Below are 12,405 nucleotides of genomic sequence, written 5' to 3'. Positions count from 1 at the left end.
TAATGTTGGCGAGCGCATCCGGCAAGCGAAGCCCGGCGCGTCGCCATAGTCATGACTGTCCAGCAATCGTCGAGCCCGTATGAACGCTGACTGCACGCGTGGCCAGCTTTCCAACTTCTTTCCGTCATCGAACAAGCTCCCGACAGAAGCCCCGTCGGCATGCGGTTTGCGCTGCACGGCTTGTCTGCGGTTCGGTATCCCGCGCTTTGGTTCACGACTTTCGGAGAGCTTTCCATGACCACCACTGTCGGTGATTTTCTGATCGACCGTCTGCATGCCTGGGGCGTGCGCCGCATCTATGGCTACCCTGGCGATGGCATCAACGGCGTGTTCGGCGCCCTCAATCGCTCGAAGGGCAAGATCGAATTCATCCAGGCACGCCATGAGGAAATGGCGGCGTTCATGGCGTCGGCGCATGCGAAGTTCACGGGCGAACTGGGCGTGTGCATCGCCACATCAGGCCCGGGCGCCGCGCATCTGATCACCGGTCTCTACGATGCCCGGCTCGATCACATGCCCGTGCTCGCGATTGCCGGTCAACAGGCGCGCGCCGCGCTCGGCGGTCACTACCAGCAGGAAGTCGATCTCCCCGCGCTGTTCAAGGACGTCGCCGGCGCGTTCGTGCAGCAGGCGAGCGTGCCCTCGCAGATCCGGCATCTGGTGGATCGCGCGGTGCGCATCGCGCTGTCCGAGCGCAAGGTGACCGCGCTCATCCTGCCCAACGACCTTCAGGATCTCGACTACGAGCCGCCCGGCCGCAAGCACGGCACGCTGCATTCGGGCGTGGGTTATCGCGCGCCGAAGACCGTCCCTTATGACGAAGACCTGCAACGCGCAGCCGACGTCCTCAACGCCGGCAAGAAGGTGGCGATTCTCGTCGGCGCAGGCGCGCTCAAGGCCACCGACGAAGTCATCGCCGTGGCGGACAAGCTCGGCGCGGGCGTCGCGAAGGCTCTGCTCGGCAAGGCCGCGCTGCCCGACGACTTGCCCTTCGTGACGGGCTCCATCGGTCTGCTCGGCACGGAGCCGAGCTACAAGATGATGATGGAATGCGACACGCTGCTGATGATCGGCTCGGGCTTTCCGTATGCCGAGTTCCTGCCGAAGGAAGGCGCGGCGCGCGGCGTGCAGATCGACCTCAAGGCGGACATGCTGAGCATCCGCTATCCGATGGAAGTGAACCTCGTCGGCGACAGCGCCGAGACGCTGCGCGCCCTGCTTCCACTGTTGCAGCAGAAGACCGAACGCGGCTGGCGTGAGGACATCGAAGGCTGGTTGGCAAGTTGGTGGAAGACGCTGGAGAAGCGCGCGATCGAACCGGCGAAGAGCGGCGTGAATCCGCAGCGCACCGTGTGGGAGCTGTCGCCGCGCGTGCCGTCGAATGCGATCGTCACGAGCGATTCAGGCTCGGTCGCGAACTGGTATGCGCGCGACCTGAAGGTCAAGCGCGGCATGCTGTGCTCGCTGTCGGGCGGGCTCGCTTCGATGGGCGCGGCCGTGCCCTATGCGATTGCCGCGAAGTTCGCGCATCCGGAGCGGCCCGTGATCGCGCTCGTCGGCGATGGCGCGATGCAGATGAACAACATGGCCGAACTCATCACGGTGGCGAAGTACTGGAAGCAGTGGAGCGATCCGCGCTGGATCTGCATGGTCCTCAACAATGAGGATCTGAACCAGGTCACCTGGGAGCAGCGCGTGATGGAAGGCGACCCGAAGTTCGAGGCGTCGCAGGACATTCCTTCGGTGCCTTATCACAAGTTCGCGGAGCTGATCGGCCTGAAAGGCATCTACGTCGATGACGCCGAGCGCATGGCCGCCGTATGGGACGAAGCACTGGCTGCGGACCGTCCGGTGGTGATCGAAGTAAAGGCCGACCCGAACGTGCCGCCGCTGCCGCCGCATATCACGATGCAGCAGGCAAAGGCTTTCGCGACCACGCTGATGAAGGGCGATCCGAGCCAGGCCAACGTGATCGTCGATACGGCGAAGCAGGTGCTCGGCGCGGTGTTGCCGGGACACAAGGACAAGTGATCCATGCAGCTGTCTAAGCGTGAGGCGCCGATCGAAACGATCCGGGCGCGCGCCTACACCATTCCCACCGACAAGCCCGAAGCCGACGGCACCTTCACCTGGGACGCGACGACCCTGATCGTCGTGGAGATCGTGGCGGCCGGCAAGACGGGCCTCGGTTACACCTACAGCGATGCGAGCGTCGCGAAGATGATTGAAGCCACGCTCGCGCCTGTACTGCAGGGCGAGGACGCATGGCACATCGACGCACTGTGGCAGCGCCTGCAACAGCGCGTGCGCAACATCGGTCGCTCGGGCGTCGCGGCGACCGCGATCTCCGCGCTGGATTGCGCGCTGTGGGACGTCAAGGCCCGCCTGCTCGACATGCCGCTTGCGCGTCTGCTCGGCATGGTGCGCACACGGGTGCCGCTATATGGCAGCGGCGGCTTCACCACCTATAGCGACGACGAGATGCGCGAGCAACTCACGCGCTGGGTGCATGAGGACGGCTGCCGCTGGGTCAAGATCAAGATCGGCAGCGAGCCTGCGCGCGATCCGCATCGCGTGGCGGTGGCGCGTGAGGCGATTGGCGCGCAGGCGGGCCTGTTCGTCGATGCAAACGGCGCGCTGACGCGCAAGCAGGCGCTGCATTGCGCGCAGATCTTCGCGGAGCAGGCGGTCGAATGGTTCGAGGAGCCGCTGTCATCGGACGATATCGCCGGGCTCGCCTCGCTGCGCGGCGTGCTGCCCGCGCGCATGGAACTGGCGGCCGGCGAATACGGCTACACATTGGACGACTTCCGCGTGCTGCTCGACAACGCGGCGGTGGATGTGCTGCAGGCCGACGTGACACGCTGCGGCGGCATCACCGGCTTCCTGCGCGCGGCCACGCTGTGCGATGCGTTTCATCTACCGCTCTCGGCGCATTGCGCACCGGCGATGCATCTGCACGTCGCCTGCGCCGCTCCGCGTCTGCGGCATCAGGAATGGTTCCACGATCACGTGCGCATCGAGCAGATGTTGTTCGACGGCGCACCGCGCGCGGTGGACGGCGCCATCACGCCAGACCTGTCGCGGCCCGGCTGCGGGCTCGAATTCAAATATACGGATGCACACCGGTACGCGGTGTGAAGCACACGGGGCACGGCATGAAGCAATTCACGGCAGGCAATCTGGCAGTGGCGGCCGGACTCGCCGCGGCGGGCGCCGCTTTCATCGGCATGAGGTCGAACCGGCGCGCGGCGCCCGTGCAGACCCATATCGACACGGCGCGCAGTTTCAATCGCAGCTCGGCGCTGCTCGCGCTCTCCGTGCTGGCGGACAGCGCGATGGAACATTACCGCGGCTCCTATGACAACCCCGCGATGGTCACGCCGCTCGTGGTCTCCGCGCTGTCGCTGCTCGCGGGTGTGCATGGCGGACGCGATCACGAGCCGCAGCGGCACCCGGTGCGCGATTCGGTGTATCTGGGCGCAGCGCTCGCGGGCGTCGCGGGCACGGGCTTTCATCTGTACAACATCACGAAGCGTCCCGGCCAGTGGAGCTGGCATAACCTCTTCTATGCCGCGCCCATCGGCGCGCCGATGGCGCTGCTGCTGTCGGGCGCGCTCGGCGCGGCAGCGGAGCGCCTGCGCGACGAACCGCAACACGAGCCGCGACTCTTCGGCCTGCCCGCCGGGCAGGCGCTGGCGCTGCTGACGAGTGCGGGACTGATCGGCACAGTGGGCGAAGTCGCGTTGCTGCATTTTCGCGGCGCGTTCCAGAACCCCGCCATGTATGCGCCCGTCACCATTCCGCCGCTTGCCTCCGCGCTGCTGCTGCACACCGCGCTCGCCGCGCCGCGTCCGCGCTGGTTCACGCGGCTCTGGCTGCGCATGACGGCGGCGCTCGGTGTCATCGGCGTGGGCTTCCATGCGCGCGGTATCGCCCGCAATCAGGGCGGCTGGCGCAACTGGAGCCAGAACCTGTTCAACGGTCCACCGCTGCCCGCGCCGCCGAGCTTTTCCGCGCTCGCGCTCGCGGGCCTCGCTGCGCAGCGTTTGCGGGAGACCGAGCGATGAACCTGCCCCGCTATCCCGGTTATGACGTGACGGACAAGCGCGAAACGCCGTCATGGGACGAGGTCACGCGCGGCGTGATCGACGAACGGCTCGCAACGCCCAAGGAGCCGCGCTTCCTCGACGCCGTTGAATGGCGCGCGCTGACGGCGCTGTGCGCGCGCATCGTGCCGCAGGATCATGAACGCGAACCCGCGCCGCTGCCCGCGCTGATCGATGCGAAGCTCGTCAGGGACGTCGGCGATGGCTATCGCGATGCCCGTCTGCCGATGCTGCGCGACGCGTGGCGCATCGGTCTCGCCGCGCTCGACGCGGAAAGCCGCGCGCGCCATGAACTGCCGTTCGCGAGCATCGACGCAACCGGCCAGCACGCGCTGCTGCTTGACATGCAGCACGGCGCCCTGCACAGCGACGCGTGGCGCGGCATGCCGCCCGCCCTGTTCTTCGCGATGCGCGTGCTGCATGACATCTGCGGCGCGTACTACTCGCATCCGCGCGCATGGAGCGAGATCGGCTTCGGTGGCCCGGCGAATCCACGCGGCTATGTGCGCATGGTGTTCGACCGCCGCGATCCCTGGGAAGCCGCCGAAGCGAAGCCCGGCGCGGAAGCGCGTGCGCTGAAGGAGAATCGCCGTGTCCGATGATCCGCAACAGATCCCGCGCGGCAAGCATGGCCGCGCGCCCGATGTCTTCCATCAAGGCGCATGGCTGCCGATGCGCGAATACGATGAAAGCGAGGAAGTGGACTTCGCGATTGTCGGGACGGGCGCCGGCGGCGGCACGCTGGCCTGCCGTCTCGCCGAGAAAGGTTTCAGTGTGGTGGCCTTCGACGCGGGCGCGTGGTGGCGTCCGCTCGAAGAGTTCGCCTCGGACGAGACGCATCAGTCGAAGCTCTTCTGGACCGACGAACGCATCTGCGACGGCGACGATCCGCTTCGCCTCGGCAACAACAACAGCGGCCGCGCGGTGGGCGGCAGCACCGTGCACTTCGCGATGGTGTCGTTGCGCTTTCGGCCGGAATGGTTCAAGGCGCGGTCGCTGCTCGGCTATGGCGCGGACTGGCCGCTCGACTGGCGCGAAATGTGGCGCTATTACGCGGAGGTCGAGCAGGCGCTGAAAATCGCGGGCCCGGTCACGTATCCATGGGGGCCGAAGCGGCCGCGCTATCCGTATCGACCGCACGAACTGAATGCGGCCGCGCTCGTGCTTGCGCGGGGCTGTGAGGCGCTCGGCATGGACTGGACGCCCACCCCGCTCGCCACGCTCTCCGCGCCGCGCGGCGATGCCCATCCATGCGTGTATCGCGGCTTCTGCGTGTCGGGCTGCGCAACCAACGCGAAGCAGAGCGCGCTCGTCACGTGGATACCGCGCGCCGTGCAGGCGGGCGCCGAGATCCGCGATCTTGCGATGGTCGGCCGCATCGTCATGGGCGACGATGGCCGCGCTAAAGGCGTCGAGTATTTCCGCGAGGGTCGCTGGCGCTTCCAGAGGGCGCGCAACGTCGTGGTCTCGGGCTATGCGATCGAAACGCCGCGCCTGCTGCTGATGTCCGCCACCGGCCGTCATCCCGACGGCCTTGCCAACAGCTCGGGCCTGGTCGGCAAGAATCTGATGGTGCAGTTGAACCAGGCCGCGTGGGGCACGATGGAGGAGGAAGTGCGCTGGTACAAGGGCCCGCCTTCGCTCTCGATGACGGAGCACTGGAATTACGAAGACAAGGGCAAGGACTTCTTCGGCGGCTATTGCTACATGAGCCAGGGGCCGCTGCCGGTGGCATGGGCCTCGGTGCAGAACGGGCGCGGGCTGTGGGGCCAGGCGCTGGTCGACGAAATGCGCAAGTACAACCATCAGGCGGGGCTGAAGATCGTCGGCGAAACGATGCCGCAGGAGCGCAACCGCGTGACGCTCGCCGATCAACGCGACCAGTACGGCCTGCCGGTTGCGCGCGTCACCTATTCGCTCTGCGACAACGACAGGCGCATGGTCGCGCATGCGCTCGGCACCATGAGCACCGCGCTCGAAGCCGCGGGCGCACGCGAGGTCTGGCGGCAGGATGACGATACCTGTCATCTGAACGGCACCGCGCGCATGGGCGATGATCCCGCGACGAGCGTCGTCGATGCCGACTGCCGCAGCTGGGATATAAAAAACCTGTGGATCTGCGACGGCTCGGTGTTTCCGACCGTCGGCGGCGTGAATCCGTCCCTGACGATTCAGGCCGTCGCGCTGCGCACGGCGGACCGCATCGAGGCGCTGGCGGCGCGCGGGGAGCTTTGATCGAAGGGAGAGCACGCGATGAACACGCTCGACATCGACCGTCTGCGGCCCACGCAGATGACGCACGGCGAACGACAGATCAGGCAGAAAGCCGAGGCTTACCGGGCGCTGCATGCACGCGACCTGAAGATGGCGATTGCAGAGAAGCCTGTCGCCATCGTGCTCGGTCCCGATGAAGCGCCGTACGTGATCGACCATCATCATGTCGCGGGCGCGTTGCTGCGCATCGGTGTAACGCGCGTGCCGTTCGTGCTGCTCCGTGATTTCTCGTCCCTGTCATCTGCCGAGTTCTGGCTGACGCTCGACAACCGCTCATGGACTTATCCCTACGATGCCGCGCGCCGCCGCGTCGCGTTCGAGGACATGCCGCACCGGCTGGCCGATGCACAGAACGACGAATTCCGCAGCCTCGCCGCCTTCGTGCGCGACGCGGGCGGCTATGACAAGACCGATGTCCCGCTCGCGGACTTTCGCTGGGCAGACTTCTTTCATGCGCAGTTGCCCTTCCCCGCGAACGACGCGGAGTTCGATGCCCTGCTCCAACCGGCACTTGCATCAGCCCGCAGCCCGAAGGCCGCGGGCCTGCCCGGCTTCATAGGGGATGCGCGGCGATGAAGTTCTTGAACGCTGCATACTCCGGCTTCTGCGTCGTGCCGTCGTTCAGCATGACGCCGTAGGGGCCCTGACCGGTCGGCGGGTCGTCGTAAAGCTCGTACATCTGCAACGACTCGATATCGTACTGCGGCGCGATGGAAAGCAGCGTGCCGAGCATGTCGCTGCTCAGGAAGGCTGCCGCCTGATCCTGCGTGCCGGGAAAGTCCGGACGGATGCCCACTTCGTTGATCCATATCGGCTTGCCGAACGACTTGAGCGTGCCGATCACGTCATGGCAACCGGAGCCGCCGCATGCATGACGCATGTCGCCCTGTTCCGAATACCAGTGCCATGCGGTGATGTCCCACGTCACGACGGGATGTCCGCCGGTGCCGTCCGGTTGCGTGCCGCTGGCGAGCATCTGGTCGAAGCCATAGTGCATCCACGTATTGCCGCCGATGATGATCTTCCCCGCCGGATCCACCGACTTGATGCCGGCAATCATCCCGCGAATGATGCCGCGCGCGATCTGGAAGCACTGGTTGTCGTAGTCGGTGCTGTGCACGCCGTCCACCCAGCCGACGAGACATTGCGGCGCCAGTTCGTTCGTTACCTCGTAGTACGCATACTTCTGCACGCCGACAATCTGCTGCGCCAGCGTGTACGACTTCTGATAGGCGGTGTCCTCGTCGGTGAAGTCCTTCACCACTTGCAGCAGCACCGGATAGACCGTCACGCCGGAGGGCAGCATCATCTGCGCGACGCTTGCCAGCTTCACCGCGTCGGCCTGGCTGGAGACATCGTTGCGATACATCGAGACGTTGAGATCCTTCAGTTGCGCAAGCTGCTGTTGCGGGCTGGAGGTGGCGTAGGCGTCGGCGGCGTTCACGTGGCCGTTCATGCCGTAGAAGATGCTGCCGGCCGGTGCGATGACGGCTGCGGGGGCGCTGGAGGTGGTGGCCGCGGGCGATGAGGCGGGAGTAGGAGACGATGCAGGGGTAGCGGACGCCGTCTGATTACCGTCGTTGTTTCCGCCGCCACCGCCACCGCATGCGCTCAGCGCGACGGTGGCGGCGGTCACGCATGCAACCGATAACGATGGCAGGCGACGAGTTTGTTTTGGAATGAGAAGAACCGTAGAAAGCAGAGATGTCATGCGCATGAGTAAAGGCGGGATCCTCGTGATGGCGATGTAGGGAAGCGCCTGACGGACGCCTATTCGACTGAACAAACGGACGCTGGCGGTCCGTCGCGTGGGAACGCCATACATCAGAGAAGTTCAACCCGATTCGGTGCAGAAAGGCACCGCGTGGCGGTAAGCAATTCGTTGGGATCACGGATTGCTGAAGGTGGACAAACAGCGGACTCGGCGTCAGTGAGTTCACCACGTTCACTCATGTCGGGAGACGGCTGCGAATGCCTGCCACGCACCACACGACCCATCGTGCCGGGCGGCTGATTCGCAACACTCGCGCCGCGTCGGCAGCGCTCCTTGTGCTCGCCCGCCAGGCAAGCGCCCATGCCGATGCACCGCTGAACTACTTCCTGCACGCCGATGGCCCCGCCGCCGCACCCACCATGCGACTCGGCTGGGCGCTCGCTGCCTTGGCCGTCGTCGTGGCGGTGATCGTCAGCGTGCTGTTGATCGGTGGCATCCTGCGCAAGCGTCCGCCGCCCACCGAACACGATGCGCGCCACGTGCAAGGGGAAGGCGGCGGGCTGCATTGGGTATGGATCGGCACGGGTGTGTCGTCGGTCGCGCTGTTCGCGGCCCTCGCCTATGTACTGGTCACGCTCGAATCGGTGGCATCGCCGCACAGACCGCCCGCGCTGACGCTCTCCGTCACCGCCTATGACTGGTGGTGGAAGATCGACTATGCCGGCGACCCGGCAGTGACCACGGCCAACGAGATTCATATTCCTGTCGGCGAGCCGGTGAAGATCGAATTGCGCAGCGCGGACGTCATCCACGCGTTCTGGGTGCCGCGTCTTGCAGGCAAGACCCAGACGATACCGGGCGTCGTCAACGAACAATGGATACAGGCCGACAAGCCGGGGATCTATCGCGGGCAATGTTCGCAATTCTGCGGGGCACAGCATGCGCACATGGCGTTCGAGGTGATCGCCGAGCCGCGCGCGCAATTCGACGCCTGGTACGCAAAGCAAGCCCTGCCGCACGACGCGGCCACGAACCTGAGCGCCGGAGCCAGGCTGTTCGACGACAAATGCGCGGGCTGTCACGCCATCCGCGGGTCCGATGCGAACGGCAAGCAGGCGCCCGATCTCACGCATCTGAACTCCCGCAGGCTGATCGCGGCCGGCTTGCTGCCGAACACGGCAGAGAACCAGCTCGACTGGATCCAGCATGCGCAGCGCATCAAGCCGGACTCGCTGATGCCCTCGATTGCGCTCAGCCCGGCGGATGCCGCCGCGCTGTCCGCCTACCTTCGCACACTGCAATGACCGAACCCGCCACCTCTCCTCCGCCATTGCGGCGCTCGCTCAAGACAGGCCGCGTGGAGCCCGGCAGCGCCGACGAACGCGCCTTGCGCGCGCTGTGGGAGACGCCGCCCGGCTGGCGCGGCTTCTTCTCGACGGTCGATCACAAAAGCATCGGCCTGCGTTACCTCATCACGGCATTCGCGTTCCTGCTGGCAGGCGGCGTGGAGGCGCTCGTAATGCGCGTGCAACTCGCGCGGCCCGACGCGACGCTCCTGACACCCGAGCAATACAACCAGCTCTTCACGATGCACGGCGTCACGATGATCTTTCTCTACGCGCTGCCCGTGCTGTCCGGCTTCTCCAACTATCTGTGGCCGCTGATCCTCGGCGCGCGCGACATGGCGTTTCCGCGTCTCAACGCGCTGTCCTACTGGATCTTCCTGTTTGCCGGGTTGTTCCTCTATGCGAGCTTTCCGTTCGGCGAAGCGCCCAATGCAGGCTGGTTCAACTATGCGCCGCTCGCGGGACTGACCTACAACACCGGTCCCAACATCGACGTCTATGCGCTCGGCATGGTCCTGCTCGGCATCTCGACGACGGTCGGCTCGATGAACTTCGTCGTCACGTTCCTGCGCATGCGCGCGCCGGGCATGTCCATTGACCGCGTGCCGGTGCTCGTGTGGGGCACGCTCACCGCATCGGGCGGCAATCTGCTCGCGGTGCCCTCGGTGAGTCTCGCGTTCTTCCTGCTGTGGCTGGACCGGCGCATCGGCACGCATTTCTTCGACGTGGTGAACGGCGGGCGCGCCCTGCTCTGGCAGCATCTGTTCTGGATCTTCGCGCACCCGTGGGTCTACGCGGTCGTGCTGCCCGCCATGGGCATCGTCTCCGATGCACTGCCCGTGTTCTGCCGTCGGCCGCTGGTGGGCTATCTGCCCGTCGCGCTCTCGACGGTGGCTACGATGGTCGTTGGCTTCGTCGTCTGGATCCACCATATGTTCGCGACCGGCATTCCGGCACTCGCGCTGTCGTTCTTCGGCGCGGCCAGCATGGTGATCGCGATTCCGAGCGCGGTCGCCACTTTCGCATGGATCGCGACCATCTGGACCGGCAGGCCAGTGTTCCGCGTGCCGTTCCTGTACTTCGCGGGCTTCGTGTTCCTGTTCGTGATCGGCGGACTGTCGGGCGTGCTCACCGCCGCCGTGCCGCTCGACTGGCAACTCACCGACACGTATTTCGTCGTCGCACACCTGCATTACGTCTTGCTGGGCATCAACGTATTTCCGGTCATCGGCGGCATCTACTTCTGGTTTCCGAAGTTCACCGGACGCATGATGAGCGAACGCATCGGACGCATCGGGTTCTGGATCCTGTTTGCAGGCTTCAACGTCGCGTTCTTTCCGATGCATATCGCCGGTCTGCTCGGCATGCCGCGCCGCATCTACACGTATGCGCCCGACATGGGCTGGAACACCGTCAACATGATCACGTCGATAGGCGCGTTCCTGTTCGCCGCCGGCGTGCTCGTGTTCATGTGGGACCTCCTCTACAGCCTGCGGCGCGGGCCGGTTGCCGGAGACAATCCGTGGGACGCGCCGACGCTCGAATGGTCCACGTCGTCCCCGCCGCCGCCGTATAACTTCGCCGTCGCGCCGCGCATTGCGAGCCGTCATCCGCTATGGGAAGCGCGCATTTCAGGCCGCGCGCAATCGCAGCTTGCGCAGGGCTATGTGCTGAATCAGGGACGCGAGGCGCTGGGCACTACCGTGCTCGACGGCGACCCCGACGTCATCCTCAAGATGCCCGAAGACTCCTATGCGCCGTTCTGGCTGGGCGTGGCCTCGTTGCTGTTTTTCACGGGGCTCGCTTTGCAGGCGTGGTGGTTCGCGGGCCTCTCGCTGCTCGGATGCGGCGCGGCGATCGTCGCATGGCTGTGGCCGCAACGCGAACTCGGTCAGCGCGACGACGTGCCTCACGCGGAGGCCGCATCATGAGCGAACTCGCGGAAGCCTTGCCGGAACGCGCGAACCTGCCCGTCGGCAGTCCGGGGCAGCGCTCGGGCGGCTGGTGGGGATGTCTCACGCTGGTCGCGACCGAAGCCGCGCTGTTCGGCTATCTGATCTTCTCGTATCTCTATCTCGCCTCTCAGACCACCGAACGCTGGCCACCCGAAGGCATGCCGAAACTCGGGCTCGGCATTGTGAACACCGGCATTCTTCTGAGCAGCAGCGTCTTTGTATGGGCCAGCGAGCGCTTCGTGCGCAAGGGACGGCGCGGCATGGGCGTGCTGATGCTCGTCATCGCGATTGCGCTGGGCGCGGCGTTCGTCGCAATCCAGATGAAGGAATGGGCCGATCATCCCTATGGCCTGACGACGCATCTGTACGGCTCGCTGTATTTCACGATCACCGGCTTTCACATGATGCACGTGCTGGTGGGGCTGATCGTGCTCGCCTTCCTGCTGCTGTGGACCGCGCTCGGTTACTTCGACAGGGCGAGATCGGCGGCGCTGAGTATCGGCGGGCTGTACTGGCATTTCGTCGATGTCGTGTGGCTCTTCATCTTCGCGACGCTTTATCTGTCGCCCTATGTGCTGGCGCGATGACATCCGGTCAACATCCTGCGCGCCCCGGTGGCCTCTCGCTGACTTTCGGTCTGCTGCTCGCGCCGTTCGCGTGGATGACGCAGACGACGCTGGGCCAGACCTTGTCCGCGTGGGGCTGCTTTCCGCATCAACGGCCCGTGCATGCGCCCGCGCTGCCGTGGCTCGAACAGGGACTCGCGATGACGGCGCTGGGCGCGCTGGTGATCGGCGGCGCGGGCGGCGTCATCGCATGGCGCAACTGGCGGCGCACGGGGAAGCTTGCATCCGAGCTCAAACAGCAGGGCTCGATCGACCGGCATGCCGCGCGCGATGCCTTCATTGCGCGTGCGGGCGCGCTGGCGAGTGCGCTGTTCGTGTTCGCGCTGATCGCCACCGATCTCGCGTGGCTGCTCGTCTCGCCCTGCGGAGGAAGGTGAACTC

The 12,405-nt window shown here is 65.7% G+C and carries 11 protein-coding genes; 10 read left to right on the top strand and 1 reads right to left on the bottom strand.

Going from position 1 to position 12,405, the window contains the following annotated elements; translation table 11 throughout:
* The first annotated feature begins 234 nt into the window (after nt 1-234).
* Genes QCE69_RS16325 through QCE69_RS16300 form a run of 6 tightly spaced genes read left to right on the top strand, consistent with a single transcriptional unit; the run spans nt 235 to nt 6,959 of the window.
* Nucleotides 235-2,031, top strand: coding sequence for a thiamine pyrophosphate-requiring protein (locus tag QCE69_RS16325; protein WP_309920357.1), 1,797 nt, complete (start codon nt 235-237; stop codon nt 2,029-2,031).
* Between the two features lie 3 nt (nt 2,032-2,034).
* Complete coding sequence (locus QCE69_RS16320) at nt 2,035-3,141, top strand: enolase C-terminal domain-like protein (RefSeq protein WP_309920354.1); 1,107 nt, start codon at nt 2,035-2,037, stop codon at nt 3,139-3,141.
* Nucleotides 3,142-3,158: 17 nt separating this feature from the next.
* Nucleotides 3,159-4,070 carry a hypothetical protein gene (locus QCE69_RS16315; RefSeq protein ID WP_309920351.1) on the top strand — a complete coding sequence of 304 codons (912 nt, stop codon included), beginning with the start codon at nt 3,159-3,161 and terminating at the stop codon, nt 4,068-4,070.
* On the top strand, nt 4,067-4,711 hold the full coding sequence (locus QCE69_RS16310) for a gluconate 2-dehydrogenase subunit 3 family protein (RefSeq protein ID WP_309920349.1): 645 nt from the start codon (nt 4,067-4,069) through the stop codon (nt 4,709-4,711). Before QCE69_RS16315 ends, QCE69_RS16310 begins: the two co-directional genes overlap by 4 nt.
* A complete protein-coding gene (locus QCE69_RS16305; RefSeq protein WP_309931861.1) occupies nt 4,701-6,344 on the top strand; it encodes a GMC family oxidoreductase in 1,644 nt (547 codons plus the stop codon). Before QCE69_RS16310 ends, QCE69_RS16305 begins: the two co-directional genes overlap by 11 nt.
* Nucleotides 6,345-6,362: 18 nt before the next feature.
* Entirely contained in the window at nt 6,363-6,959 is a 597-nt protein-coding gene (locus tag QCE69_RS16300) for a ParB/Srx family N-terminal domain-containing protein (protein ID WP_309920343.1), read from the top strand.
* On the opposite strand, the gene QCE69_RS16295 is transcribed toward QCE69_RS16300, so the two are convergent.
* The gene (locus tag QCE69_RS16295; RefSeq protein ID WP_309931859.1) at nt 6,937-8,019 is read right to left on the bottom strand and encodes a lipopolysaccharide biosynthesis protein; all 1,083 of its coding nucleotides are present in this window, start codon (nt 8,017-8,019) and stop codon (nt 6,937-6,939) included. The two genes, QCE69_RS16300 and QCE69_RS16295, sit on opposite strands and share 23 nt — an antisense overlap.
* A 335-nt stretch (nt 8,020-8,354) precedes the next feature.
* Here QCE69_RS16295 and coxB point away from each other — a divergent pair, with 335 nt between their 5' ends.
* The 4 genes from coxB to QCE69_RS16275 are packed head-to-tail and all read left to right on the top strand — an operon-like array spanning nt 8,355 to nt 12,401.
* Nucleotides 8,355-9,401 (top strand): cytochrome c oxidase subunit II, encoded by a 1,047-nt coding sequence (gene coxB / locus QCE69_RS16290; RefSeq protein WP_309931858.1) that lies wholly within the window; start codon nt 8,355-8,357, stop codon nt 9,399-9,401.
* The gene (gene ctaD / locus QCE69_RS16285) at nt 9,398-11,374 is read left to right on the top strand and encodes a cytochrome c oxidase subunit I (protein WP_309920334.1); all 1,977 of its coding nucleotides are present in this window, start codon (nt 9,398-9,400) and stop codon (nt 11,372-11,374) included. The genes coxB and ctaD overlap by 4 nt, the downstream gene beginning before the upstream one ends.
* On the top strand, nt 11,371-11,985 hold the full coding sequence (locus QCE69_RS16280; protein ID WP_309920331.1) for a cytochrome c oxidase subunit 3: 615 nt from the start codon (nt 11,371-11,373) through the stop codon (nt 11,983-11,985). Before ctaD ends, QCE69_RS16280 begins: the two co-directional genes overlap by 4 nt.
* Nucleotides 11,982-12,401 (top strand): hypothetical protein, encoded by a 420-nt coding sequence (locus QCE69_RS16275; protein ID WP_309931855.1) that lies wholly within the window; start codon nt 11,982-11,984, stop codon nt 12,399-12,401. Before QCE69_RS16280 ends, QCE69_RS16275 begins: the two co-directional genes overlap by 4 nt.
* Nucleotides 12,402-12,405: the final 4 nt, after the last annotated feature.

It is taken from the genome of Caballeronia sp. LZ032 (assembly GCF_031451315.1).
GTDB lineage: Bacteria > Pseudomonadota > Gammaproteobacteria > Burkholderiales > Burkholderiaceae > Caballeronia.
Note: the sequence above shows the minus strand (reverse complement) of the source record. Positions and strands in the feature narration are given on the sequence as shown.

Bases quoted from the DNA above. Each gene is read 5' to 3' on its own strand.
- QCE69_RS16325 (WP_309920357.1), top strand. From the start codon at position 235: ATGACCACCACTGTCGGTGATTTTCTGATCGACCGTCTGCATGCCTGG.
- QCE69_RS16320 (WP_309920354.1), top strand. From the start codon at position 2,035: ATGCAGCTGTCTAAGCGTGAGGCGCCGATCGAAACGATCCGGGCGCGC.
- QCE69_RS16315 (WP_309920351.1), top strand. From the start codon at position 3,159: ATGAAGCAATTCACGGCAGGCAATCTGGCAGTGGCGGCCGGACTCGCC.
- QCE69_RS16310 (WP_309920349.1), top strand. From the start codon at position 4,067: ATGAACCTGCCCCGCTATCCCGGTTATGACGTGACGGACAAGCGCGAA.
- QCE69_RS16300 (WP_309920343.1), top strand. From the start codon at position 6,363: ATGAACACGCTCGACATCGACCGTCTGCGGCCCACGCAGATGACGCAC.
- coxB (WP_309931858.1), top strand. From the start codon at position 8,355: ATGCCTGCCACGCACCACACGACCCATCGTGCCGGGCGGCTGATTCGC.
- ctaD (WP_309920334.1), top strand. From the start codon at position 9,398: ATGACCGAACCCGCCACCTCTCCTCCGCCATTGCGGCGCTCGCTCAAG.
- QCE69_RS16280 (WP_309920331.1), top strand. From the start codon at position 11,371: ATGAGCGAACTCGCGGAAGCCTTGCCGGAACGCGCGAACCTGCCCGTC.
- QCE69_RS16275 (WP_309931855.1), top strand. From the start codon at position 11,982: ATGACATCCGGTCAACATCCTGCGCGCCCCGGTGGCCTCTCGCTGACT.